Annotated in this window: 24 protein-coding genes and 1 pseudogene; 10 read left to right on the top strand and 15 right to left on the bottom strand. The window is 63.0% G+C overall.

The genetic code is table 11. From position 1 onward, the window contains the following. Nucleotides 1-75: 75 nt before the first annotated feature. A complete protein-coding gene (locus BGO80_RS10510) occupies nt 76-1,371 on the top strand; it encodes an outer membrane beta-barrel protein (protein WP_286721372.1) in 1,296 nt (431 codons plus the stop codon). A gap of 323 nt (nt 1,372-1,694) precedes the next feature. Here the strand turns inward: BGO80_RS10510 and galU are convergent, their stop codons facing one another. After that, the gene (gene galU / locus BGO80_RS10505; protein WP_126149292.1) at nt 1,695-2,579 is read right to left on the bottom strand and encodes a UTP--glucose-1-phosphate uridylyltransferase GalU; all 885 of its coding nucleotides are present in this window, start codon (nt 2,577-2,579) and stop codon (nt 1,695-1,697) included. Between the two features lie 103 nt (nt 2,580-2,682). Between galU and galE the strand changes: the two genes are divergently transcribed. The 3 genes from galE (at nt 2,683) to BGO80_RS10490 (ending at nt 6,118) form a co-directional block, all read left to right on the top strand. Further along, nucleotides 2,683-3,669, top strand: coding sequence for a UDP-glucose 4-epimerase GalE (galE, locus tag BGO80_RS10500; protein WP_126149293.1), 987 nt, complete (start codon nt 2,683-2,685; stop codon nt 3,667-3,669). Between the two features lie 11 nt (nt 3,670-3,680). Further along, nucleotides 3,681-4,883, top strand: coding sequence for a lytic murein transglycosylase (locus tag BGO80_RS10495; RefSeq protein ID WP_164550237.1), 1,203 nt, complete (start codon nt 3,681-3,683; stop codon nt 4,881-4,883). Nucleotides 4,884-4,954: 71 nt separating this feature from the next. After that, on the top strand, nt 4,955-6,118 hold the full coding sequence (locus tag BGO80_RS10490; RefSeq protein WP_126149295.1) for an SGNH/GDSL hydrolase family protein: 1,164 nt from the start codon (nt 4,955-4,957) through the stop codon (nt 6,116-6,118). Nucleotides 6,119-6,120: 2 nt separating this feature from the next. On the opposite strand, the gene BGO80_RS10485 is transcribed toward BGO80_RS10490, so the two are convergent. From BGO80_RS10485 to rsmI, 5 genes are all read right to left on the bottom strand, one after another. Then, a complete protein-coding gene (locus BGO80_RS10485; RefSeq protein WP_126149296.1) occupies nt 6,121-6,747 on the bottom strand; it encodes a MarC family protein in 627 nt (208 codons plus the stop codon). Between the two features lie 62 nt (nt 6,748-6,809). Next, nucleotides 6,810-7,748 (bottom strand): serine hydrolase domain-containing protein, encoded by a 939-nt coding sequence (locus tag BGO80_RS10480; protein ID WP_286721369.1) that lies wholly within the window; start codon nt 7,746-7,748, stop codon nt 6,810-6,812. Nucleotides 7,749-7,763: 15 nt separating this feature from the next. Beyond that, complete coding sequence (gene gshB, locus BGO80_RS10475; RefSeq protein ID WP_286721368.1) at nt 7,764-8,708, bottom strand: glutathione synthase; 945 nt, start codon at nt 8,706-8,708, stop codon at nt 7,764-7,766. An 8-nt stretch (nt 8,709-8,716) separates the two neighbouring features. Continuing rightward, the gene (locus tag BGO80_RS10470; protein ID WP_286721367.1) at nt 8,717-9,103 is read right to left on the bottom strand and encodes a YraN family protein; all 387 of its coding nucleotides are present in this window, start codon (nt 9,101-9,103) and stop codon (nt 8,717-8,719) included. Next, nucleotides 9,072-9,959 (bottom strand): 16S rRNA (cytidine(1402)-2'-O)-methyltransferase, encoded by an 888-nt coding sequence (gene rsmI / locus BGO80_RS10465; RefSeq protein ID WP_286721366.1) that lies wholly within the window; start codon nt 9,957-9,959, stop codon nt 9,072-9,074. Before rsmI ends, BGO80_RS10470 begins: the two co-directional genes overlap by 32 nt. 87 nt (nt 9,960-10,046) lie before the next feature. Between rsmI and BGO80_RS10460 the strand changes: the two genes are divergently transcribed. After that, nucleotides 10,047-11,288 (top strand): penicillin-binding protein activator, encoded by a 1,242-nt coding sequence (locus tag BGO80_RS10460; protein WP_286721365.1) that lies wholly within the window; start codon nt 10,047-10,049, stop codon nt 11,286-11,288. Here the strand turns inward: BGO80_RS10460 and hemW are convergent. From hemW to rph, 3 genes are all read right to left on the bottom strand, one after another. Next, nucleotides 11,285-12,439, bottom strand: coding sequence for a radical SAM family heme chaperone HemW (gene hemW, locus BGO80_RS10455; protein WP_286721364.1), 1,155 nt, complete (start codon nt 12,437-12,439; stop codon nt 11,285-11,287). The genes BGO80_RS10460 and hemW overlap by 4 nt on opposite strands. A 153-nt stretch (nt 12,440-12,592) precedes the next feature. Beyond that, complete coding sequence (locus BGO80_RS10450; RefSeq protein WP_286721363.1) at nt 12,593-13,237, bottom strand: non-canonical purine NTP pyrophosphatase; 645 nt, start codon at nt 13,235-13,237, stop codon at nt 12,593-12,595. 196 nt (nt 13,238-13,433) lie between these two features. After that, the gene (rph, locus tag BGO80_RS10445) at nt 13,434-14,150 is read right to left on the bottom strand and encodes a ribonuclease PH (protein ID WP_126150124.1); all 717 of its coding nucleotides are present in this window, start codon (nt 14,148-14,150) and stop codon (nt 13,434-13,436) included. 139 nt (nt 14,151-14,289) lie between these two features. Between rph and hrcA the strand changes: the two genes are divergently transcribed. Both hrcA and grpE read left to right on the top strand, forming a co-directional pair. After that, entirely contained in the window at nt 14,290-15,366 is a 1,077-nt protein-coding gene (gene hrcA, locus BGO80_RS10440) for a heat-inducible transcriptional repressor HrcA (RefSeq protein ID WP_286721362.1), read from the top strand. An 84-nt stretch (nt 15,367-15,450) separates the two neighbouring features. Beyond that, nucleotides 15,451-16,050: a nucleotide exchange factor GrpE gene (grpE, locus tag BGO80_RS10435; RefSeq protein WP_286721361.1), complete on the top strand. Its 600-nt coding sequence runs from the start codon at nt 15,451-15,453 to the stop codon at nt 16,048-16,050. Here the strand turns inward: grpE and BGO80_RS10430 are convergent. From BGO80_RS10430 to BGO80_RS10415, 4 genes are read right to left on the bottom strand one after another with little or no spacing between them, the layout of a single operon-like run. Continuing rightward, a complete protein-coding gene (locus BGO80_RS10430; protein ID WP_286721360.1) occupies nt 16,047-16,508 on the bottom strand; it encodes a PIN domain-containing protein in 462 nt (153 codons plus the stop codon). The genes grpE and BGO80_RS10430 overlap by 4 nt on opposite strands. Beyond that, the gene (locus tag BGO80_RS10425) at nt 16,508-16,789 is read right to left on the bottom strand and encodes a hypothetical protein (RefSeq protein ID WP_286721359.1); all 282 of its coding nucleotides are present in this window, start codon (nt 16,787-16,789) and stop codon (nt 16,508-16,510) included. Before BGO80_RS10425 ends, BGO80_RS10430 begins: the two co-directional genes overlap by 1 nt. A 46-nt stretch (nt 16,790-16,835) precedes the next feature. Then, nucleotides 16,836-17,471 carry a bifunctional nicotinamidase/pyrazinamidase gene (gene pncA / locus BGO80_RS10420; RefSeq protein ID WP_286721357.1) on the bottom strand — a complete coding sequence of 212 codons (636 nt, stop codon included), beginning with the start codon at nt 17,469-17,471 and terminating at the stop codon, nt 16,836-16,838. After that, complete coding sequence (locus BGO80_RS10415) at nt 17,468-19,255, bottom strand: aminodeoxychorismate synthase component I (RefSeq protein WP_286721356.1); 1,788 nt, start codon at nt 19,253-19,255, stop codon at nt 17,468-17,470. The genes pncA and BGO80_RS10415 overlap by 4 nt, the downstream gene beginning before the upstream one ends. Nucleotides 19,256-19,422: 167 nt before the next feature. On the opposite strand from BGO80_RS10415, the gene BGO80_RS10410 reads away from it, so the two are divergent. Both BGO80_RS10410 and dnaK read left to right on the top strand, forming a co-directional pair. Further along, nucleotides 19,423-19,755, top strand: a complete 333-nt coding sequence (locus tag BGO80_RS10410) for a hypothetical protein (protein WP_286721355.1) — start codon at nt 19,423-19,425, stop codon at nt 19,753-19,755. Between the two features lie 216 nt (nt 19,756-19,971). After that, the gene (gene dnaK, locus BGO80_RS10405; protein ID WP_286721353.1) at nt 19,972-21,888 is read left to right on the top strand and encodes a molecular chaperone DnaK; all 1,917 of its coding nucleotides are present in this window, start codon (nt 19,972-19,974) and stop codon (nt 21,886-21,888) included. 76 nt (nt 21,889-21,964) lie between these two features. Here dnaK and BGO80_RS10400 read toward each other — a convergent pair whose 3' ends face one another. Both BGO80_RS10400 and BGO80_RS10395 read right to left on the bottom strand, forming a co-directional pair. Continuing rightward, nucleotides 21,965-22,126, bottom strand: a complete 162-nt coding sequence (locus tag BGO80_RS10400; protein WP_286723102.1) for a hypothetical protein — start codon at nt 22,124-22,126, stop codon at nt 21,965-21,967. After that, nucleotides 22,090-22,379: pseudogene (locus BGO80_RS10395) on the bottom strand (GIY-YIG nuclease family protein). Before BGO80_RS10395 ends, BGO80_RS10400 begins: the two are co-directional and overlap by 37 nt. A 128-nt stretch (nt 22,380-22,507) precedes the next feature. On the opposite strand from BGO80_RS10395, the gene BGO80_RS10390 reads away from it, so the two are divergent. Next, nucleotides 22,508-22,798 carry a GIY-YIG nuclease family protein gene (locus BGO80_RS10390; protein WP_286721351.1) on the top strand — a complete coding sequence of 97 codons (291 nt, stop codon included), beginning with the start codon at nt 22,508-22,510 and terminating at the stop codon, nt 22,796-22,798. Nucleotides 22,799-22,815: the final 17 nt, after the last annotated feature.

The raw sequence follows: 22,815 nt of genomic DNA, 5'->3' as shown, positions 1-22,815 counted from the left end.
AGCAGCAAGGTTTCATTAACCATAAGCTGAAAGGATCGGCCCAAGGGCCCTGAGGGGTCATGGGCCGGTATCTTCATGATTCTGCCGGCATCAGTGGCGGAGCATGGCGTGGCCGGAAGGCTGTTCAATTCCCTTTTTGTCGCTGTGATGGCCGGTTCCGCCCTGGCCACGCCGGTGCTTGCCGATCCGCTGGCGAACCTCAAGGAAGAGCGCCTGCGCCCCGGCGTCTATCCTGCCGCTCCGGTGCCGCTCGAATTCGCCGTCCCGGCCGAACCGGGCCACCCGCCTTTCGATATCGACTGGTCGGTGGGGCTGCGGGGCACCTTCACGCAGACCAATGTCGGCGAAACCTTCGTCACCACCCTCAATCCGCAATTCACCGCCACCCATGATGGCCGTCGTGCCGATGTGGTTGTGAATGGCAGTGCCGAAATCGCCAAGCCCGGTGGCGGGCGCGATGCCGACATTACCGGGCTCAATCTCGGCTTTTCGGTCACCGCGCCGCTCGACAGTCTCACCAGCTTCACTGCCAATGGCGCCATAGGCATGACCCAGGAACTGGCCGGCACCCCGGGCCTGGCCGGGGGCGTGGTCGTGCCGCCCGAGATCACCACCGGCACGCTGGGCGCCGGGCTGACGCGGCAATTCGGGCTCTTCAATGTCGGGCTCAATGCCGGCGCCGTGCGCACCCTCTACGGCCCCACCCTGCGCAGCGATACCGGGCTGACCAACAACGATACGCAAAACACCTGGACCACCAATTCCAGCCTGCGCGTCGGCTATCAGATCACCCCGATCTTCGAGATTTACGGGCAGGGCGGCATCAGCCGCACGCTGTTCGACCTGCCGGGCACCGGCACCACCATCTATCGCAATGCGACCGAGCGCACGGTGCGCGGCGGCATTGCCGGGCAATGGAACGAGGTGCTGTCGGCCAGCGCTGCCGTGGGCGTGGGCGACTATGACTTCGACAATGCCGCGCTCGCCGATATCCGCACCGAGCTCTACGAGGCCAATCTGACCTTCCGGCCCGATCCGACATTGGCGCTGTCGGCGGGTCTGTCGACCACGATCACCCCGCCGGGGGCCGACAGCACCGGCACGGCCCGCATTACCCATGCGGCCACCGCCAATATCGACTATACGGTCAATAGCTGGCTGCGGCTGCGCGCCTCTGCCGACTGGAGCCGCGCCCTCACCGCCGGCAGCGGCGAGACGGAAAATCGCTGGGGCGTTTCGGCCGGCGCCGATTACCGCATCAATTCGCACACCGCGCTCTCGGCCGATTATGCTTTCGCCAAGCGCGACAATTCCACTACCGGCCTGCTGGACAGCCACAGGGTCAGCCTCGGCGTGACCGTGCAGAGGTAGGACCGCGTGACGTCATCTCGGCGAAGTCTGGGGTGACAGCTGGTGAGAGAGGCGACAGGAATTTGTCGGCCGACTCAAGCGAAGCCTGAAGCGTAGGGCGCTCTAGATTATTTCAAACTGAGTTAGACTTTGGGCCCTTTCGCCTCCTTGCCCATTGAGGGGAAGGAATGAGGGTGGGGGGTCCATCAGTGGATCACTGAACCACCCCCACCCCGGCGTCATCATCCAAATCTCTCCGCTGGAGAGATTTGCCCTTCGGGACAGTTCAGAGCCCTCAAGGGGGAGGGGGTGCCGGAGCGCATCAGCCGGCGCGTAAAACGCTCTTAGAGCTGGTCTTCGAGATCGAGCTTGCGCAATTCGCGCACGAAGCCGGGACGGATGTCGTCGCGCTCCAGCGCATAAACCACATTGGCGGTCAAAAAGCCGATCTTGGAGCCGCAGTCGAAGCTCTGGCCGCGATATTTGACGCCGGTGAAGCGCTGGTTGTGCATCAGCGTCTGCATGGCATCGGTCAGCTGGATTTCCCCGCCGGCACCGCGCGGCTGGTCAGCCAGGAGTGAAAACAGCTCTGGCTGCAGAATATAACGGCCGGAGATGATGAGGTTGGAGGGGGCCTCTTCGCGTTTGGGCTTTTCGACCATGCCGGTAATGGGAAAACCGCTATCGGGGCCATCACCGCGCGCCACCACGCCATAGGAGGAGATTTCGCTTTCCGGCACCTCTTCGACGGCGATCACATTGCCGCCGCGCTCTTCATAGGCATCCATCATCTGCTTGAGCACGCCGGGCTCGCCCTTGAACAGCATGTCGGGCAGCAGCAGGGCAAAGGGATTGTCGCCCACGATATCGCGGGCGCACCAGACGGCGTGGCCCAGGCCCAGCGGCTCCTGCTGGCGGGTAAAGGAGGTGCGGCCGGCCGAGGGCAGGTCCTTGCGCAATTCCTCCAGCGCCTGGTTCTTGCCGCGGGTTTCGAGCGTGGTTTCCAGCTCGAACTGGCGATCGAAGTGGTCCTCGATAACGCCCTTGTTGCGGCCGGTGACGAAAACGAAGTGCTCGATGCCGGCTTCGCGCGCCTCGTCCACCGCATATTGAATCAGTGGACGATCCACCACCGTCAGCATTTCCTTTGGCATTGCCTTGGTGGCGGGCAGGAAACGGGTGCCAAGCCCGGCAACGGGAAAGACGGCGGTACGGACGCGTTTGGACACGGATCAATTCTCCCTGGTGGCCATTTCGTTGATGTAAAGCTAAATCAATATCTCCAACATATCGTTGCCAGGAATTTGCATTTCTACCGAGTTGGAGAGTTCGATGGCGGTCCTGGTTACCGGCGGTGCGGGATATATTGGCAGCCATATGGTGCTGGAACTGGCCGATCGGGGCGAAGAGGTCGTGGTTCTCGACAACCTGGTGACCGGCTTCGACTGGGCCATTGATGGCCGTGCCAATTTCGTTGCCGGCGATGCCGGCAATGTGGATTTCGTGCTGGCGCTGATCAAGAGCCACGACATCAAGGAAATCGTGCATTTCGCCGGCTCGATCGTGGTGCCGGAATCGGTGACCAATCCGCTCAAATATTACGCCAACAATACCGCCACCTCGCGCAATCTGATCGAAGCAGCGGTGAAAGGCGGGGTCAGGCACTTCATCTTTTCCTCCACCGCCGCCGTCTACGGCATGACCGGTCTGGCGCCGGTGGTCGAGACCACGCCGCTCAATCCCATGTCGCCCTATGGGCGGTCCAAGCTGATGACCGAGTGGATGCTGGCCGATGTCGCTGCCGCCCATCCCATGACCTATGGCGTCTTGCGCTACTTCAACGTCGCGGGCGCCGATCCGCAGAAGCGCTCCGGCCAGTCGACGCCGCAGGCGACGCATCTGATCAAGGTGGCCTGCCAGACCGCGCTCGGCCAGCGCGACAAGATGGACATTTTCGGCACCGATTACGAAACGCCCGATGGCACCTGCGTGCGCGACTATATCCACGTCACCGACCTGATTGCCGCCCATGGCCTGCTGCTCAATCACCTGCGCAAGGGCGGGGACAGCACCACGCTCAATTGCGCCTATGGCCGCGGCTATTCGGTGCGCGAAGTGGTCGAGACCGTGCGCGAGGTTTCGGGTGTGCATCTGCGCGCCGATGAGGGGCCGCGCCGGGCAGGGGACCCGGCCTCGATCACCGCCACCGGCGAAAAGGTGCGCAAGCTGCTCGGCTGGGTGCCCCAGCATGACGACCTCAAGGAAATCGTCGAAACCGCCTATGCCTGGGAACGGCATTTGATGACCCGCAATCGCTAGGAGCGATGAGCATGAGTCTTCGCGGCGTCCTGATGTTTCTGTTACTGATGGCGACGCCGGTCGCGGCGCAGCCGGTCGACAGCTTTTCCGACTTCCTGGCCGGCCTTAAGGAGGAAGCCCGGGGGCAGGGCATCAGCCCAGCCAGCTACGACACGCTGACCAAGGGGCTGACGCCCGATCCGCGCGTGCCCAATCTGGTCGAGACCCAGCCCGAATTCACCACCCCGATCTGGGACTATCTCGACGCCCGCGTTTCGGCATCGCGCATCGAGCGCGGCAAGACGGCTTTGGGGCGCAATAGCGACCTCTTTGCCCGGATCGGCGGCCAGTATGGGGTCGATCCCTATATATTAGGCGCTATCTGGGGCATCGAGACCGATTATGGCGGCGTCTTGGGCAATGACAGCCTCATTCGCCCCATCGTGCGCTCGCTGGCGACCGTCGCCTGGCAGCGGCGCACCCGCTTTACCGAGGACAAGATGGATTTCTTCGCTGCCTTGCTTCTTGCGGAAGCCAATGGCGGAGTGTCACCGCTCGGCTCCTGGGCCGGGGCCATCGGGCATCTGCAGGTCAATCCCGCCAATGTGGTCGCCCATGGCACCGATGGGGATGGCGACGGGCGGCTGGACCTTCACAATTCGCTGGCCGACGCCCTGGCCACCAGCGGCGTCTTTCTGCGCAAGCTGGGCTATCAGCCGGGGCTCGACTGGGGTTTTGAGGTGTCGGTCCCTCCGGGCTTCGATTATCTCCTCGCCACCCGCGACCAATTGCGGCCATTGCGCTTCTTTGCAGAACGCGGCGTGACGCGGGTGTCCGGGCGACAATTCGCCGATCTCGATATCCCCGTCTTCCTCTATGTGCCCGCCGGCAAGGACGGGCCGAAATTCCTGATGACCGGCAACTACCTGGTGCTCAAGGGCTACAACTTCTCCGACAGCTATGCGCTGGCCGTGGCCCATCTGACGGATCGACTCAAGGGCGGCGGCGCTTTCGTGGCGCCCTGGCCGCGCCAGGCAACGCTACCCAATCTGGCGCAGCGGCAGAGTATTCAGCAGGCGCTCAAGCAGCTGGGTTATTATGACGGCCTCGTCGATGGCCGCATCGGCCCGGTCAGCCAGGCTGCCTATGCGCGCTTCCAGGCGGCCCAGGGGCAGGCGGCCGACGGGTTCATCACCCGCGCCAGCTATGAGGCGCTGATGGCGGCGAGCCGGTAAAGCAAAGGCGAGCGCCTTGGCCCGGTTGCCCGGGTTCTGGTAGAAGCGGACGAGAAGATCGGACGGATGCAATGAAGCGGTTTTTCCTGCTGCTGATGATGGCGATGCTGGTGACGCTCGACGTGTCGGCGGCCTATGCCCAGACGCAGGACCGTATTCTCGTGGCCCAGGAACAGCGCCGCCGCACCCTGTTCGACCTGCTCTTCGGCGAGGAGCCCAAGCAGGCGCCACCGCCGCAGCAACAGCAGACCCAGCCGCGCCAGCAGGCGCCCACCGCAGCCTTGCCGCCGCCCAAGCCGCAGGTGGAAAAAGCTCCCAATGCTACAAGACTCGCCGTCTTCGGCGATTCCATGGCGGTCGATCTCAGCCGGGCGCTGGAGCGCTTTTATGCCGAAGACGCCAATCTCGTGGTGATCGGGCAGGGGGTCAGCTCATCGGGCTTCGTGCGCGACGATTATTTCGACTGGAACAAGACGGTAGCAGACCAGATCGCCGCCGACAGTTTCGACGTGGCGGTGGTTGTTATCGGCGTCAATGACCGGCAGGAGATCAAGGTCAACGGCCAGACTTTTCCGGCGCTGAGCGAAAGCTGGACCACGGCCTACCAGGCGCGGCTCAATACGTTTTTGAGCCAGCTCCGGGCCGCCCGCAAACCGGTGATCTGGGTGGGGCTGCCGCCCATGTCGCGCAGCGAATATTCTACCGCCATGAGCCAGATCAGCGCGCTACAGAAAATGGCGGCCTTTTCGGGCGGGGTGGAGTTTTTGGACATCTATGACCGCTTCATCGGCGAGGACGGCAAATATTCGTCCTATGGCCCCGACGTGAACGGGCAGAATGCCCGCATGCGCAAGGATGACGGCATCCATTTCTCGGCCGCCGGCGCCGACAAGCTCGCCTTCTATATCAGCCAGTCGCTGCGCAATATCTACCGCGGCGGCACCGTGACCATGGCCGTGGCCGATCCCCTGGCCGGCACCGATGCCGCCGCCATGCTGCGCCCGCCCTATCAGGGCCTGGGCCAGGTGCGGCTGCTGGAAGTGGCCGGCGCGGTCATGCCGCTGAGCCGCGCACCGCAGCGGGCGGCCGATCTGATCACCGCCAATTCCGCCCCCGCCGCCGCCCCGGCCTTCAGCCTCGAACAGCTCATGCAGGCGCCGATCGGCCGGGTCGACGCCTTCGGCGTGGGAATCGACCCCAATGCTCCAGCTGTTCAGAATGCGGGTGGGCGATAGGCTCAGCCACCGAGCAGGCCGCTGGCCTTGATGCCGTCGAAGACGAATTGCACCGCCAGCGCCGCCAGCAGAATACCGACCACGCGCGACACCACCGACAGGCCGGTCAGCCCCAGCAGTTTCTGGATCGGAATGGCGATCAGCAGCGTCAGCCAGGCCAAAGCCAGAATGACGACGATGGCGGCCAGCACCAGCCAGAATTCGAGATCGGTTTGAGCGCCGGTGGTCAGCAGAATCACCGCGCTGATGGCGCCCGGCCCCGCCATCAGCGGCATGGCCAGCGGAAAGACGGAGATATCGTGGCTGCGGCGAGCCTCCATCTCTTCCTCATCGGTGGTGCCGGTGCCGCCGGAATGGCGCGCGAACACCATGTCGATGGCGATAAGCAGCAACAGCACGCCGCCCGCCGTGCGCAGCGCCGCGATGGTGATCCCGAAGACGTCGAGGATGAGATTGCCCAGAACGGCGAAGAACAGGAGGATGGCCAGCGCCACCAGCACGCCGCGCGTGGCGAACTGCCGCCGCTGCGCCGGCGTATTATCCTTGGTCAGCGCCGCAAAGATGAAGGCGATATCGGCAACGCCCACGGTGGCAAAGAGCGTGGCAAAAGCCACGAGGAAAGTGTTCATGCCCGACTCCTCAATGGGATATCCCTAAGCCATCGGTAGCGCGCGGCCAAGGCCAGTACCAGCTATCTCGAAGGTCGCAAGCAGGTGAGTATCTTATCGGTCCAACCGGCCACCGCCGGAGCCATCTCGCCAGCACCGAGCATCACCAGCGACAGGCCCGATCCCGGTTGACGGATGGCTTTGGCGCCGGCGCCGGGCCAGTTGCCTGCGTGAACAAAGCTCGGTTTGTGCTTGTCACCGCGCAAGCCAATGCCCCATCCATAGTCACCCAAAGTTCCATCGGATAATCGCCCCGCCTGGCTCACAAGGCCGCCTATTTCTAGGAGATCGCGGTTTTGGCAGTCGAGCCATTGCGCAAAGGCGCCGGCCGTCGTCCAGAGGCCACCATCGCCACTCGATAGCGGCAAAGTGTCCCCCAGCAAATGCCATTGCTCGCTTTCGGGGCCGAGGGGCGCCTCTGAAAAGGTCATGCCTTGAATAGCAAGCGGCCCAAACAGATATGTCGCCACAAAGTCCGAAAAAGCCAGACCCGATACACTTTCCACGATCCGCGCCAGGAGGACATAACCGACATTGGAATATGCATAGGCGCCTCGCTGCCCGATATCGCCAAACCCGCCCCGCAGCAGTTCCAGCGCCCGGTCATTTGTCCAGTCAGCCCCCCCTGCCTCCCAATTTCCGGCAGGCACCAGGCCGGATACGTGATGCAGAAGCTGGCCGATCGTCACGCTGGCCGCCCAAGCTCCCAGCCCGGGAAGGTGATGGGCGACACAGTGATCGGCAAGCAAAAGACCTTGCCGGGCCAAAACTGCGACAGCCGCCCCAGTCACCTGCTTTGCCAGGCTGGCGGCGTAGAAGTAATCATCTGACTTCACCGGCCGGCCGGAAGGCCAATAACCACCGACATGAGTCTCGATTCCACCGTGGTCGGCAACGAATGCAAGTGAAAACGGCGCGCCGCTTTCCGACATGGCATCAAAAATTTCGGTGATGCCTCGCACGCGGTCTACCGCCTCTCAGCCGCGCCGCCTTTCGATGGCGTTCCAGATCAGCACGGCAATGTCGGGACCGCCGAAGCGCTTGATTTCGCGGATGCCGGTGGGGGAGGTGACGTTGATCTCGGTGAGGTAGTTGCCGATGACGTCGATGCCGACGAAGATCATGTCGCGCTCTTTGAGGGCCGGGCCGATGGCGGCGCAGATTTCACGCTCGCGCGCCGTCAGTTCCGAGAGTTCGGGACGGCCGCCGACATGCATGTTGGAGCGCGCCTCGCCGTCGGCGGGGATGCGGTTAAGCCCGGCCACCGGTTCGCCGTCGATGATGATGATCCGCTTGTCGCCCTTGCGCACATCGGGCAGGTATTTCTGGATCATGAAGGGTTCGCGGTAATTGCTCTCGAACAATTCCAGGAGGCTGGCGAGATTGTGGTCGCCCTCCTGAATGAAGAACACGCCGGCGCCGCCATTGCCGTAGAGCGGCTTGACGATGATGTTGCCATGCTCTTTGCGGAAGGCATGGATCTCGGCGCGGTCGCGGGTCACCAGGGTCGGCGGCATCAGTTCGGGGAAATCGGTGACCAGGATCTTTTCGGGCGCATTGCGCACCGCGGCCGGCGGATTGACCACCAGCGTCTTGGGGTGCAGGCGCTCGAGGATATGGGTGATGGTGATGTAGTTCATGTCGAAGGGCGGATCCTGGCGCATGAGAATCACGTCCTGGGTGGAGAGATCGACGCGGCGCGCCTCGCCCAGGGTAAAATGCTCGCCCTTGGGCTGATCCACGACCGTGATCGGCTGGCACAGGGCGCTCACCGTGTGGCCACGCAACGCCAGGCCGTCGGGTGTGTAATGCAGCAGCTCATGGCCGCGCGCCTGGGCCTCCAGCATCATGGCGAAGGTGGAGTCGCCCTTGGGATTGATGGTGGCGACATGGTCCATCTGGACGGCGACTTTGAGGCTCATGGCAATACTCAGAAGGCGGGAAAGGCATTGATGAGATGGCGCGGCCAGCGCCCGCGCGCAAGAAAAATCACATCGAAGCGGAAATCCTTGCTCGATTCGGCGGGGTGGCGCGCCAGCCAATATTGGGCGGCGCGGACGATGCGCTGGCGATTGACGGCCTTGAAGGCCTCTTCCTCCGCATCGCCGCGGCTGCGCATTTTCACTTCGACGAAGATGATGGTGCCGGAGCGCTCCGCCACGAGGTCGATCTCGCCCATCGGCGTCTTGAAGCGGCGGTGGCGAATGCGGTGCAGGCTGGCTTGCAGGTAAAGCGCCGCCAGCGCCTCGCCGCGCTGGCCACCACGTTGGGCGGCGATGCGGCGTTCAGCCTTGGGCCTTGAGGGCGAGCGCGGCATCATAGACCTCCTTGCGCTTGAGCCCGAAACGGGCGGCGATGGCATCGACGGCGGCGCGCAGGGGCTGGCCGGCCATTTCGGTGGCCAGAGCCGCCTGCCAATCGGCTTCGGCCGGGGCGCTGGGGGCCTCGGCCCCGGCAACGACGATCACCGCCTCGCCCTTGGTCTCTTCCTCAGCGAATGACGCGGCGAGGTCGGCAAGGGACCCGCGCCGTGTGCGCTCGAAGCGCTTGGTCAGCTCCAGCGAAACGGCGGCGGCGCGGGGCCCGAACGCATCGGCCATGGCCGCGAGGGTATCGGCGAGCCGGCGCGGCGATTCGTAGAAGACCATGGTTTCACGTGAATCCTTGAGCCGAGATAGCGCGTTGGCGCGCGCCCCGGCCTTGGGCGGCAGGAAACCATGAAAGACAAAGGCATCGGTGGGCAGACCCGCGACGACGAGGGCCGAGAGCAGGGCCGATGCGCCGGGAATGGGAAAGACCGGGAGATTGGCCTCCGCCAGCGCGCGAATCAGCGGAAAGCCTGGATCGGAGAGCAGGGGGGTGCCGGCATCCGAGATCAGGGCAATGGCTTCGCCCCCTGCGATGCGGGCCACGATGGAGGCGGCCTTGTCGCGCTCATTGTGCTCATGCAGGGCCTGGCGCCGCCCCTTGATGCCATAGTGATCGAGCAGGCGCGCCGAGGTGCGGGTATCCTCGCAGAGGACAGCATCGGCCGAGGCCAGGGTTTCGAGCGCCCGGAGGGTAATGTCGCGCAGATTGCCGATCGGGGTCGCCACCACATAGAGTCCCGCCGCGAGGGGCGGCGCGCTGAACTTGGTGCCGGCGATGAAATAATCTCTGGTTTCGGCACTCATGCGGCTCAACTTCTCTCTGACTTTGACTTTTGATTAACCATATCGCGTGAGCTTGGTTAACCCAATGTGAGCATTTCGGGCGAAACGATGCTGAGGCTGTGGCGACGGCAGGTCTGGACACGCGGGCTGGTGGCTTTCGGGCTTGCCGCCCTCCTCGCCTCCTGTTCACCCGGCGAATGGCAATTCGGCTCGCGCACCTTGTCCTTTCCCGGCCCGCAAGCCGGCGGTGGCAATAATGGCCCCGCGGGCATGCCTGTTCCGACCAGCACCAGCGCCGCCGCAGACCGGTTCGGACGCGGCCCGGTGCCGGTTACGCTGTTACTGCCGCTGACCGGCGAGCCCGGCATGGTCCAAATCGGCACTTCGCTCGCCAATGCCTCGCGCCTCGCCATCGCCTTTATCGACGCCAATCCCAATATCGGCGAGAATATCACCATTACCCTGCGCGATAGCGGCACCTCTGTCGCCGGCGCCACCCATGCCGCCAATGCGGCGGTGGCGGAGGGGGCCAAGCTGATTCTGGGGCCGCTGCAGGCCGAGCAGGTGAGCGCCGCCGGGGCGGTGGCGCGGGCCTCGGGCGTGCCGCTGATCGGCTTTTCCAACACCGTTTCGTCGGCCGGACCCGGCATCTACCTGCTCTCGGTCACCCCTGACATGGAAATGAAGCGCGCCGTCTCCTATCTGCGCGCCCAGGGCCGGCGCGGGCTGGCCGGGGCCTTTCCGACCACCCCTTATGGCGAAGCCCAGGCGCTGGCCTTCCGCCAGCAGGCCACCGCCTCCGGCGCCCCACCCAATGCGGTCTATATGTATTCCTCGCCCAGCGAGATTGCCGGAATCGTGGCGCAGGCCAAGCCGCTGATCGATCGCGGCATGATCGACACGCTGTTCCTGCCCGAGCGCAGTGCCGCCCCGGCCTTCGGGCAGGCCCTGGCCCAGGCGGGGGTAACGCCGGATCTGCTGCAACTGGCTGGTTCGGCCGAATGGGCGGGCGATCCGGCGATCCTGGCCTCACCGGGCCTGCGAGGGGCCATTTATCCGGCGGTGGACGAGGCCGGGCTCAATGCCATCACCCCGGACTATCAGGCCCGATTCGGTGGGCGGCCACATCCGCTGGCAACCCTGGCCTATACGGCGACGATTCTCGCCAATGTGAATACGCTGTCGCTGGCCACGCCGCCCTATAATCCCAGCCTGATGACCAATCCCACCGGCTTCAATGGCCGCGATGGCCTGTTCCGCTTCGGCACCGATGGCCGCTCGGAATATGCGCTTGCGATCAAGCAGATCGGACCAAGCGGGGTGGTAACAGTCGAAGGGCCGAAGCTTTAGGCCGCCAAGTCGGCCACTACGGCGTCGAGCACCGGAAAACCTTTTTCGGTGACGCGGATATTGCCGTTGGGCAGAGTCTCGACAAAGCCATAGCCCTTGAGCGCGTCGATCTGCTTTTCAGCAATGCCGCGACCCGACAGCGCCATGAAGCGGCTGGGGGAGATGCCTTCCTTGAGCCGGAGGCCCATGACCAGGAATTCGTCGCCCTGTTCTTCCCAGGTGAGGATATCGTCGGTGACCATGCCATGGCCGTTCTGGTTGACGCGGGCCAGCCAGTCGAACGGCATTTTCTCGGTGGCGGTGGCGTGGCGCTGGTGATTGACGAGGAGGCGCCCGTGGGCGCCCGGGCCAATGCCGGCATATTCGCCATAGCGCCAATAGAGCATGTTGTGCCGGCTTTCCTGGCCGGGCACCGCATGGTTGGAAATCTCATAGGCCGGCATGCCGGCCGCGGCGGTCAGTTCCTGGGTCAATTCGTAGAAATCGGCGGCCAGGTCCTCGTTCGGCATTTTCAGCTTGCCGGCATTGAACAGGTCGAAATAGCGCGTGCCCTGTTCGATGGTCAGCTGGTAGAGGCTGATATGGCCCCGAGCCATCCAGAGCGCTTCCTTGAGTTCGTCTTCCCAATCGTCCAGCGTCTGGCCGGGACGGGCATAGATGAGGTCGAAGCTCGAACGATCGAAGACCGACTGGGCGATGCGCACTGCCGCGATGGCCTCGTCCACGCTGTGGCGGCGGCCCAATTCGGCCAGCGGCTTTTCGCGCAGCGACTGCACCCCCAGCGACACCCGATTGATCCCGGCGGTGCGGAAGCCGCGGAAGCGGTCGACCTCGACGCTGGTCGGGTTGGCCTCGAGCGTGATCTCGGCATTGTTGGCCACCTGCCACTTGCTGGCGATGACGTCGAGAATGGTGCCGACGGCCTTGGGGCTCATCAGCGAGGGCGTACCGCCACCGAAAAACACCGACTGCACCAGCCGGCCCGGCGACAGCGCCGCCATATAGGAAATTTCGCGAATATAGCCCTCGACGAAAGCATCCTCGTCAAAGGCGCCGCGATGCACGTGGGAATTAAAGTCGCAATAGGGGCATTTGGCGGCGCAGAAGGGCCAATGCACATAGACGCCGAAGAGGTCGTTGGGATTGGTCATGGGCAAGCCCCGCTTTCTGGCTCCCTCCCCCCTTGAGGGGGAGGGTTGGGGTGGGGGGTGGTGCAGTGGTTCACTGATGGACCCCCACCCTCGGTCCCTCCCCTCAAGGGGGAGGGAGGCGAAAGAGCCTCCAGCGCTGCAATCATCCCCAAATCACCCATGATCGATCTGGTTTTCGACGAACTGAGCAAAAGCCCGGGCGCGGTGGCTGAGGCCGGTTTGCCCGGGCGACCAGGAATGCTTGGTTTCGGCGGCCATTTCGCCGAAGGTGATGTCATAGCCATCGGGCATGAACATGGGATCATAGCCATGGCCCATCGCGCCGCGCGGCGGCCAGACCAGGGTGCCGTCGCATTTGCCGACATAGAGCACGTCCCGTCCATCGGGATGGGCGAGGCAGAGCGTGGCATTGAATGAGGCGCGGCGCTGGCCAGGTGAATTGGCCCCTGCCGCCTGCAGCGCATCCTCGACGCGCTTCATGGCATGGCCAAAATCGCGCGGCACGCCCGCCCAGTCGGCGGTATAGACGCCGGGCTCGCCATTGAGCGCATCGACGCAGAGGCCGCTATCGTCGCTGAGCGCCAGCATATTGGCGCCCTTGGCGGCGGCATGGGCCTTGGTGCGGGCATTTTCGGCAAAGGTGGTGCCGGTTTCGTCCGGCTCGGGCAGGCCCAGTTCGCCGGCGGAAACCAGATCGAGCCCGAACGGGGCGAACAGCTCGCGGAATTCGGTGAGCTTGCCGGCATTGTGGGTGGCGATGACGAGGCGATTACCGGCGCGCAGACGGGGTAGGCTCATTTGCTGGCTCCATCGAGGGCGCGCTGGATATCGTTCCAGATCGGGCAATCGTGTTCGGTGAAATCCCCCTCACCCGCCCTTCGGGCACCCTCCCCCCGAGAGGGAGAGGAATAAGAGGCGCGCGCTGAACCATTCTTCTCCCGCTTGGGGAGAAGGTGGCCCACAGCGCCGGATGAGGGAGTTTTGTTCCAGAACATCATCCGCCCAGAGCCGCCTTCTGCATTTCCGAAAGCTCGCCGATGCCCTGTTCGGCCAGCGCCATCAGGGCGTTCAATTCATCGCGATCGAAGGGCGCGCCTTCGGCGGTGCCCTGGATTTCGACGAATTTGCCCGAGCCGGTCATGACGAAATTGGCGTCGGTTTCCGCTTCCACGTCTTCGAGATAGTCGAGGTCGAGCACCGGTGTGCCGCGATAGATGCCGCAGGAAATGGCGGCGACCGAATCCGTCAGGGCCGGGCCCTTGGTCAGCTTGCGCTCTTCCATCCACCGAATCGCGTCGGCCAAAGCCACATAGGCGCCGGTGATCGAGGCGGTGCGCGTGCCGCCATCGGCTTCGAGCACGTCGCAGTCCAGGGTAATCTGGACTTCGCCAAGGGCTTCGAGATCGACCACGGCACGCAGCGAGCGGCCGATCAGGCGCTGGATTTCCTGGGTGCGGCCGGACTGCTTGCCGGCCGTAGCCTCGCGGCGGGTGCGGCTGCCGGTGGCGCGGGGCAGCATGCCATATTCGGCGGTGACCCAGCCCTTGCCCTTGCCGCGCAGCCAGCCCGGTACGCTGGTTTCGACCGATGCCGTGCACAGGACCTTGGTATTGCCGAAGGCGACAAGGCAGGAGCCTTCGGCCTTCATGGCCACATTGCGTTCGAGGGTCACTGCCCGCATCTGGCTCGGGTCACGTCCGGAAGGCCGCATCATCATTCCATGCAAAATTGCTATTAACCGCCTCTTAACCCTCCTCGTCCCCGCTCACAAGCACCGGGCGCTTGGCGGCTGGGGAGGAAGGCCCTAAATGAGAGGGCAGGGTTAAAGTGGACGATTTTATCCAAACACCATGAACAGGCCGGCCGAAGATTTCCTTTCCGCCCTCAACAGCCGCAGCCAGGACATTTTCCGGCGGCTGGTGGAGCGCTATCTCGACACCGGCATGCCGGTGGGCTCGCGCGATCTCTCGCGCATGCTGCAGGTGGAATTGTCGCCGGCCTCGGTGCGCAATGTGATGGCCGATCTCGAAGATCTGGGGCTGATCGCGGCGCCGCACACCTCGGCCGGCCGCGCTCCCACCCAGCAGGGCCTGCGCTTTTTCGTTGATTCGATGCTCGAAGTGGGTGCGGTGGACGAAAGCGAGCGCAGCCAGATCGCCCGGCAGATGGAGGGCCCGGCCAGCCGCGGGCAGGTCGAGGACCTGCTGACCGAGGCCAGCGCGCTCTTGTCCGGTCTCAGCCATGGCGCCGGGGTGGTGATTGCCAGCAAGGCCGACATGGTGCTGCGCCACATCGATTTCGTGCGGCTCGATGCCAGCCGCGCCATGGCGGTACTGGTCGGCGAAGACGGCCAGGTGGAAAACCGCATCATGGAGCTGCCACCGGGCTTCACCGCCAGCGCCCTGCAGCAGGCGAGCAATTATCTCGCCAATTATGTCGTCGGACGGACCCTCACCGAAGCGCGCAAGGTTTTGGGAGAACGGCGCGCCGAGCAACGCGCCGAACTCGACGAATTGACGCAGAAGCTGGTGGATGCGGGGATCGCCACCCTGGTCGAGCAGAAGGGCAATGTGGCGCCCACCGTCATCGTGCGGGGACGCGCCAATCTCATCAACGACACCATGGCCAGCGACGAGCTCGCGCGGATGCGGCAATTGTTCGACGAGCTGGAAAGCAAGGACGGGCTGCTCGAACTCTTGGGCGATGCCGAGCGCGCCCAGGGCGTGCGCATCTTCATCGGCTCGGAGAACAAGCTGTTCTCGCTTTCCGGCTCCTCGGTGATTCTCAGCCCCTATAAGGACGCCAATGACAAGGTGGTGGGCGTCCTCGGCGTGATCGGTCCGACGCGGCTCAACTATGCCCGCATCGTCCCGGTGGTCGATTATACCGCCCATGTGATTTCAGCGATGATGTCGCGCAAGCGCTGAGCGTGCAGACCCAAGGCTTGAAATAGTGTCGCCATTGGCCGATATGGCTGGTCAACACCCTTAATCCCTGCGGATGGAGACGACATGAGCGACGAGAACGCCGCCCAAGGCGAAACGCCGGAAAACGAAATCCCGGTGGCCGACACACCCGAAGTGGATCCTGTCGAGGCACTGCGGGCCGAAAATAGCGAGCTTAGGGATCGCGTGCTGCGCAGCATCGCCGAGATGGAAAACCTGCGCAAACGTACCGAGCGCGACGTGGCCGACACCCGCTCCTATGCCATTGCCGGCTTTGCCCGCGACATGCTGAGCGCCACCGACGCCTTGAGCCGGGCGCTGATGGTCATTCCCAACGAGGTGCGCGAAACCGCCGAAGGCACGCTCAAGAGCCTGATCGAAGGCATCGAGCTGGCCGAGCGCGAGACCCAGCGCCTCCTGGCCAAACATGGCGTCAAGCAGATCGAGGCCGCCGGCCAGAAGTTCGATCCGCACAAACACCAGGCCATGTTCGAAGTGCCCAATCCCAATGTGCCCGAAGGCACGGTTGTGCAGGTGGTCCAGGAAGGCTTTGCCATCGGCGACCGCGTGCTGCGTCCCGCCATGGTCGGCGTTGCCAAGGGCGGCACCGCCCAGCCGGCCCCGGCCCCTGCCCCCGAAGGCGACGGCGTCGACAAGAGCGCCTAGCGATTGTCGCGGATGTGGTTGTAGTTGATCACATCCGCACCTGCACGATCTGCAGCGAGGGCCAGATCAAGATCGTCCGTTATCAACTGGGCCATGCTGTTCGCGAGGATAAGCAGGACCGAGTCTGTGACGCCAAGCCGACCGTGCTCTTGACGTTGAACCGCCGACGTCGAGGGGATATAGGTCTCGTGAAACTGTCCAACCACGAGTTTGAAGACCTCAGCTATAGATGCCGCGTCCCGATTGGAACTGTATCTGATCAGGTTAGAGGTCTCGGTTATGATATTTGGGCAGAGGATCAGTCCGGCTGACGCGTTTACTTGCTGCCTCACCCAGACAAAGTCATCCAGGGTGTAAATCTGCAAGCGCCTGTGCCGATCGACCATTGCCTTGTCGGTCTCGCCAACCACCAGCAAAAGCAAGAGATTGGTGTCGAGGATAACCGGCTTTCGGGCCATCAGGCCGCTATCTCTCTTTGCATTATTGCCTTTGGTTCGCCGGTCGTTCCGTCAATTGTAACGATCTTGAAGGCTCGCCGATGTTGGCGTGACAGACTCGGGACTATGCTGGTTTCGCTATCCCAAGGCCGGGAAAATCCAATAGTGATTTCCCAATTGCCGACTTGGTCGTCGAACTTCACCTCTTCCAAACCAACATTTGCAATGTCCTCTTCGTCAAAGGTCTCGTGAACGAAATCCTTGGCGCGACGAATGGCTTCCTTCACCGAAATATGTGGCATCACATTCTCCTGCTGACCCAAATATAGGCTTGGGACGGTGAACCAACTACCCCAATATTTCCCGGCTCTGGATGCGTTGCACACCCGCCTCTTCCATATCCGCCCAAGCTTTGGCCAGCGAACCGTTGGAATCGATAGCTCTGGTTGCGTCTTCGATGACCAGGACGTCAAAGCCGCCGGCGACGCCGTCGAGAGCGGTCCAGGCGACGCAGAAATCGGTGGCGAGGCCAACAATGAACAGCCGGCCGACATCGCGCTCATTGAGATAGCCGGCAAGGCCGGTCAGGGTTTCGCGGTCGGCTTCCTGAAAACCGGAATAGCTATCGATGGCCCGGTTATAGCCCTTGCGAAGGATCAGCTGGGCATGGGGAATGTCGAGATCACCGCTGATCTCGGCGCCATGGCTGTTCCAGACGCAATGGTCGGGCCACAGCACCTGGGGGCCATAGTCGAGCTCGACCGTCTCGAATGGCGCCTTGCCGGGATGTTGGCTGGCGAAGGAGATATGGTCGGCGGGGTGCCAGTCCTGAGTCAGCACCACATTGCGGAATTTTGCGGCCAGCGTGTTGATCAGCGGCACGATGGCATCGCCATCGGCGACGGCCAGGCTGCCACCGGGCAGGAAATCATATTGCACATCGACCACCACCAGCACGTCTTCGGGATCAATGGTGATGCTCATGCGCTGGGCTCCTTGGCTGGATGGGGCAGGTCGATCCATTGTGCCGGGATCAGGCCTCGTACGGAATTGCCGAGATAGATTGCCTCGGCTGCTGCGAGGTCGGCAAGGGTGAGCACGCGCTCTTCTGCCTTGCCCCGGGCGATGAGCTCGGCGCGCAGCGTTCCCGGCAAGAGGCCCGCCGTCAGCGGCGGGGTCAGCAGCATGCCGCCGCGCGCGACAAACAGCGTGGTGAACGAGCCCTCGGTCAGCTCGCCGCGCTCGTTCTGGAACACCAGTTCATCGAGCCCGTGGGCGTCGTAAGCGGCCTGGCGCGGCGCATCATAGAAGGCGCGATTGGTGGTCTTGTGGGCCAGCCAGACCGAGGCCGAATCCATGCTTTCGCTAGCAATGGCGAAGCGGAAAAGCGCCGGGCTCGGCGGCAGTGGCACGGCGGTGAGGTCAAGCCCTGTGGCCGACAAAGTCAGCCGCACCCGCATCGGTTTTTCCCAGCCCTTCGTGGCCACGATGAGGTATTGGGCCGCCGCCTCCCGGTCAGCAGGCAGCGCGAAATAGTGCGCCGACTGCATCAGCCGGTCGAGATGGCGCTCGAGCAGGTCATAGCCGCCTTCTGGGGTCCATTTGAGGGTTTCGATCAGGGTCACCGGCGGCGCCGGATCGGAGAGGAACTGCATCTTCAACACCGCCTCGCGATATTCGTCCTCGGCGACCGAATCGGCGACGATGCCGCCGCCAATGCCGATTTCTCCCCGACCATCAGTACCGATGAGGACTGTACGGATGGCGACATTGAAGGCGAAATCACCATCGGGCGCCATATAGCCGATGGAGCCGGTATAGAGCCCGCGCGGGCCGGCCTCGACCTCGTGGATGATCTCCATGGCGCGCAGTTTGGGCGCGCCGGTAATGGAGCCGCAGGGGAAGAGATTTTCGATCACCGCCACCATATCGATATCGGCCCGCCGCCGGGCGGTAATGCCCGAGGTCATGGTGTGCAGGCTCCGATAGGTCTCGACGGTGAAAAGGTCGGTGACCCGCACACTGCCGATTTCGGCAATGCGGCCCAGATCATTGCGCAGCAGATCGACGATCATCAGGTTTTCGGCCCGGTTCTTGGGGTCGGCCGCCAGCTCGGCGCGACCCTTCTCATCCTCGGCCGCGCGCGGACTGCGTTTGAGCGTGCCTTTCATCGGGCGGGTGGTGAGTTGGCGACCCGCGTCGGCGACGAAGAGCTCCGGCGACCGCGACAGCACCACGTGATCTCCGGCATGTATATAGGCGCCATAGGCCACCGGCTGGCTCTCGACCAGGCGCCGATACAGGCCGAGGGCATCGCCCTCAAGGGTAAAATCGGCCTTGAGCGTTAGGTTGACCTGGTAGCAATCCCCGGCGGCGATATAGCGATGCACCTGCGCAAATGCCCGCTCATAGTCCACGAAATCGCGCCGCAGTTTTACCCCGCGTACCATGCCATCGGGCGCGGCGGCGAGCAGGGCCTCGATATCGGGCGTAGTTGGGGCGTCGTAGAGCCCGAACCACAATAGCGGTGTCTCGCTGCGCTCGGGCAGCAAGTGAAGCAAACGCTCCTCGAACAGGAAGCCGAGCTCATAGGCGAAATAGCCGGCGGCCCACAGACCCTCTTCAGCGGCCGAGCGCAAACGGGCCAGCGCTGCCTGGGCCGAGGCGGCGTCATGGGCCACCAGCACCTCGCGCGGCGCGGTGAACAGCAGGCTCTGTCCCGCCGGATCGCGATTGTCGTGCAGCAGCACCGTGCCTTGGGTGATCATGGTCCCGCTTCTAGAGCAAATCGTCGCCGCGGTGAAATGGCCAATTGGCGCCAGCAGCTCCAGCTATTTCGTCTAAAGTCCGCTCGGCACCCCTTGGCGAAAATCGTCCGAACTGGCAGATAATCGGCGTTCGGACGCCTTTGCGTCCGGCTTGGGGATGACCTTTCATGAAAACCTATCTGCTGGGTGGCCTTGCCGCCCTGGCGCTCGCTGCAGCCAGCCTGCCTGCCGTGGCGCAGACTGTAGAATTCACCATCATCAATGACAGCTCCTACGACCTGCATTACTTCTTCACCACGCCCAGCAATGAAAACAGCTGGGGCGGGGACCTGCTCGGCGATACCGGGATTCTCGAATCCGGCTACCAGGCCACCGCCACCATCGGCGATGGTTCGGACCAGTGCCTCTACGACTTCAAGTTCGTCATGGACAATGGCGCAGAGCTGATCGAGCCCGCCATCGATATCTGCAGCCTCAACAGCTACACCATCACCGACTGATTAGCCCCGGCTGCCCGGCCCTTGCCGGGTGGCCATCCCCTTATGCGACGGAAAATCTCCTCGGTTGCGCGCTTGAAGCCCTGAGGCCACCCCCCTATATACCCCCCGAGGCCCAGCAATGGGCGCAAGTTCACCTACGAGGGACCCGACCCGCGAGGGTTACAAGGCTGCTGCAAGGGGCCTTGCATCGGGTTCGCTGAAAGAGAGGCTAGAGTAATGGCAAAAGTTATCGGTATCGACCTCGGTACGACCAATAGCTGCGTCGCCGTGATGGACGGCAGCAATCCCAAAGTTATCGAAAATGCGGAAGGCGCACGCACCACGCCCTCCATGGTCGCCTTCAGCAAGGATGGCGAACGCCTGGTCGGCCAGCCCGCCAAGCGTCAGGCCGTGACCAATCCGGAAAATACCCTGTTCGCGGTCAAGCGCCTGATCGGCCGCCGCTATGACGATAAGGTCGTGGCCAAGGACAAGGACCTGGTCCCGTTCAAGATCGTCAAGGCCGACAATGGCGACGCCTGGGTCGAAGCCTCGGGCGACAAGTATTCGCCGTCGCAGGTCTCGGCCATGATCCTGCAGAAGATGAAGGAAACCGCAGAGAGCTATCTCGGCGAGACCGTCACGCAGGCCGTCATTACCGTTCCGGCCTATTTCAACGACAGCCAGCGCCAGGCCACCAAGGACGCGGGCAAGATTGCCGGCCTTGAAGTGCTGCGCATCATCAACGAGCCGACGGCCGCTGCTCTGGCCTATGGCCTCGACAAGAAGAATTCGGGCACCATCGCGGTCTATGACCTTGGCGGCGGCACCTTCGACGTGTCCATCCTCGAGATCGGCGATGGCGTCTTCGAGGTGAAGTCGACCAATGGCGACACCTTCCTCGGTGGCGAAGACTTCGACATGCGCCTGGTCGACTACCTGGCCGACGAGTTCAAGAAGGAGCAGGGCATCGACCTCCGTTCCGACAAGCTTGCTTTGCAGCGCCTCAAGGAAGCTGCCGAAAAGGCCAAGATCGAACTGTCGAGCGCGACGCAGACCGAAATCAACCTGCCCTTCATCACCGCTGACGCGTCGGGCCCGAAGCATCTGACGCTCAAGCTCACCCGCTCCAAGCTCGAAAGCCTGGTGGACGATCTGATCCAGCGCACCATCGAGCCCTGCAAGCAGGCCATGAAGGATGCCGGTGTCTCGGCCGCGCAGATCGACGAAGTGGTGCTGGTGGGCGGCATGAGCCGCATGCCCAAGGTGCAGGAAGCGGTCAAGCAGCTGTTCGGCAAGGAACCCCATAAGGGCGTCAACCCGGACGAAGTCGTGGCGCTTGGCGCTGCCATCCAGGGCGGCGTGCTGCAGGGCGACGTCAAGGACGTGCTGCTGCTCGACGTGACCCCGCTGTCGCTCGGCATCGAAACGCTGGGTGGCGTGTTCACGCGCCTGATCGACCGCAACACCACCATCCCGACCAAGAAGAGCCAGACCTTCTCGACCGCTGAAGACAATCAGTCGGCCGTGACCATCCGGGTCTTCCAGGGTGAGCGCGAAATGGCGGCTGATAACAAGCTGCTCGGCAATTTCGATCTCGCCGGTATTCCGCCCGCACCGCGTGGCGTGCCGCAGATCGAAGTCACTTTCGACATCGACGCCAACGGCATCGTCAACGTCTCGGCCAAGGACAAGGGCACCGGCAAGGAACAGCAGATCCGCATCCAGGCCTCGGGTGGTCTTTCTGACGCCGACATCGAAAAGATGGTCAAGGACGCCGAAGCCAATGCCGAATCCGACAAGCGCAAGCGCGAAGCGGTGGAAGCCAAGAACCAGGGCGAAAGCCTGATCCACTCGACCGAAAAGTCGCTCAAGGATTATGGCGACAAGGTTTCGGCCGAGGACAAGACCGCGATCGAAACCGCCATCACCGATCTCAAGGGTGTGCTGGACGGCGACGATGCCGAAGCGATCAAGGAAAAGACCTCGGCTCTGGCCGAAGCCTCGATGAAGCTGGGTGAAGCCATGTACAAGGCCAGCCAGGCGGAAGCCGAAGCCAAGGCCAATGGTACCGCCGACGATGACGACGACGACGACGTCGTCGACGCCGACTTCGAAGAGGTCAAGGACGGCGACGACAAGAAGTCGGCATAAACGCCCTGCGATGAACGACAAAGCCCCGGTGGAGACACCGGGGCTTTTGTTTTCGGGGGCCTATTCAAGGCCCCCCTCACCCGACTGAGGACGAAAGCAGATGGACCACCCGGTCGAGCCGGGTGGTGACGATGGTGAGAAAATCTCGGTCCATTTCAACGTCGTCATTGCCCGGCTTGACCGGGCAATCCATCTTGCGGTTCAACGGTCCAGAAGCCAATGAGAGACGTCTTCCCATTCAGGATTTGCCGTCGCGATAAGCTCTACTTTCCACTTCCGGGGCCACTTCTTGATCGCTTTCTCGCGCTTGATTGCAGCAACCACAAGGTCGTGCTGCTCAATCCAGACGAGCCTTTTAACGCCATACTTTGAGGTGAAGCCGGGTGTCAGTTCATGCTGGTGTTCGAACCAGCGACGCGAAGGGTGGGACGTTACGCCGTATAGAGCGTGCCGTTCTTCTGGGACGCGAGAATGTAGACATATCCCCTCATGGCATGAGGATGAGAGCAGATGGATTGCCCGGTCAAGCCGGGCAATGACGGTGGGGCTAAATCGAGGCCCGGAAACATCGTCACCACCCGGCTTGACCGGGTGGTCCATTTCTCAGCATCCTCGACGCATGAAGGGTTACGTCTACATTCTCGCTTCGCAAAAGAACGGCACGCTGTACACAGGCGTGACCTCCAACCCATCGCGTCGCTGGTTCGAACATCAGCATGAACTCACGCCAGGGTTCACGTCGCGCTACGGCGTGAAGACGCTAGTCTGGATTGAGCAGCATGATTTGGTGACTGATGCCATCAAGCGCGAGAAGGCTATCAAGAAATGGCCAAGGAGATGGAAGGTGGACTTGATCGAGACAGCCAACCCGGAATGGGCTGACGTTTCAGATTGGCTGCTGGGTAGCTGAGGGAGTGTTGGACCACC

This window comes from Devosia sp. 63-57 (genome assembly GCF_001899045.1).
Classification (GTDB): domain Bacteria; phylum Pseudomonadota; class Alphaproteobacteria; order Rhizobiales; family Devosiaceae; genus Devosia; species Devosia equisanguinis.
This window is presented reverse-complemented; position numbering and strand designations above follow the sequence as displayed.

Excerpts from the sequence above, each read along its gene's own strand:
- BGO80_RS10450 (WP_286721363.1), bottom strand. The coding sequence starts at position 13,237 with ATGAGCCTACCCCGTCTGCGCGCCGGTAATCGCCTCGTCATCGCCACC.
- pncA (WP_286721357.1), bottom strand. The coding sequence starts at position 17,471 with ATGAGCATCACCATTGATCCCGAAGACGTGCTGGTGGTGGTCGATGTG.
- BGO80_RS10470 (WP_286721367.1), bottom strand. The coding sequence starts at position 9,103 with ATGCCGCGCTCGCCCTCAAGGCCCAAGGCTGAACGCCGCATCGCCGCC.
- BGO80_RS10460 (WP_286721365.1), top strand. The coding sequence starts at position 10,047 with ATGCTGAGGCTGTGGCGACGGCAGGTCTGGACACGCGGGCTGGTGGCT.
- BGO80_RS10430 (WP_286721360.1), bottom strand. The coding sequence starts at position 16,508 with ATGGCCCGAAAGCCGGTTATCCTCGACACCAATCTCTTGCTTTTGCTG.
- BGO80_RS10485 (WP_126149296.1), bottom strand. The coding sequence starts at position 6,747 with ATGAACACTTTCCTCGTGGCTTTTGCCACGCTCTTTGCCACCGTGGGC.
- rph (WP_126150124.1), bottom strand. The coding sequence starts at position 14,150 with ATGCGGCCTTCCGGACGTGACCCGAGCCAGATGCGGGCAGTGACCCTC.
- hemW (WP_286721364.1), bottom strand. The coding sequence starts at position 12,439 with ATGACCAATCCCAACGACCTCTTCGGCGTCTATGTGCATTGGCCCTTC.
- rsmI (WP_286721366.1), bottom strand. The coding sequence starts at position 9,959 with ATGAGTGCCGAAACCAGAGATTATTTCATCGCCGGCACCAAGTTCAGC.
- BGO80_RS10495 (WP_164550237.1), top strand. The coding sequence starts at position 3,681 with ATGAGTCTTCGCGGCGTCCTGATGTTTCTGTTACTGATGGCGACGCCG.
- dnaK (WP_286721353.1), top strand. The coding sequence starts at position 19,972 with ATGGCAAAAGTTATCGGTATCGACCTCGGTACGACCAATAGCTGCGTC.
- grpE (WP_286721361.1), top strand. The coding sequence starts at position 15,451 with ATGAGCGACGAGAACGCCGCCCAAGGCGAAACGCCGGAAAACGAAATC.
- BGO80_RS10410 (WP_286721355.1), top strand. The coding sequence starts at position 19,423 with ATGAAAACCTATCTGCTGGGTGGCCTTGCCGCCCTGGCGCTCGCTGCA.
- hrcA (WP_286721362.1), top strand. The coding sequence starts at position 14,290 with ATGAACAGGCCGGCCGAAGATTTCCTTTCCGCCCTCAACAGCCGCAGC.
- BGO80_RS10390 (WP_286721351.1), top strand. The coding sequence starts at position 22,508 with ATGAAGGGTTACGTCTACATTCTCGCTTCGCAAAAGAACGGCACGCTG.
- BGO80_RS10510 (WP_286721372.1), top strand. The coding sequence starts at position 76 with ATGATTCTGCCGGCATCAGTGGCGGAGCATGGCGTGGCCGGAAGGCTG.
- BGO80_RS10490 (WP_126149295.1), top strand. The coding sequence starts at position 4,955 with ATGAAGCGGTTTTTCCTGCTGCTGATGATGGCGATGCTGGTGACGCTC.
- BGO80_RS10400 (WP_286723102.1), bottom strand. The coding sequence starts at position 22,126 with ATGGGAAGACGTCTCTCATTGGCTTCTGGACCGTTGAACCGCAAGATG.
- BGO80_RS10425 (WP_286721359.1), bottom strand. The coding sequence starts at position 16,789 with ATGCCACATATTTCGGTGAAGGAAGCCATTCGTCGCGCCAAGGATTTC.
- BGO80_RS10415 (WP_286721356.1), bottom strand. The coding sequence starts at position 19,255 with ATGATCACCCAAGGCACGGTGCTGCTGCACGACAATCGCGATCCGGCG.
- galE (WP_126149293.1), top strand. The coding sequence starts at position 2,683 with ATGGCGGTCCTGGTTACCGGCGGTGCGGGATATATTGGCAGCCATATG.
- gshB (WP_286721368.1), bottom strand. The coding sequence starts at position 8,708 with ATGAGCCTCAAAGTCGCCGTCCAGATGGACCATGTCGCCACCATCAAT.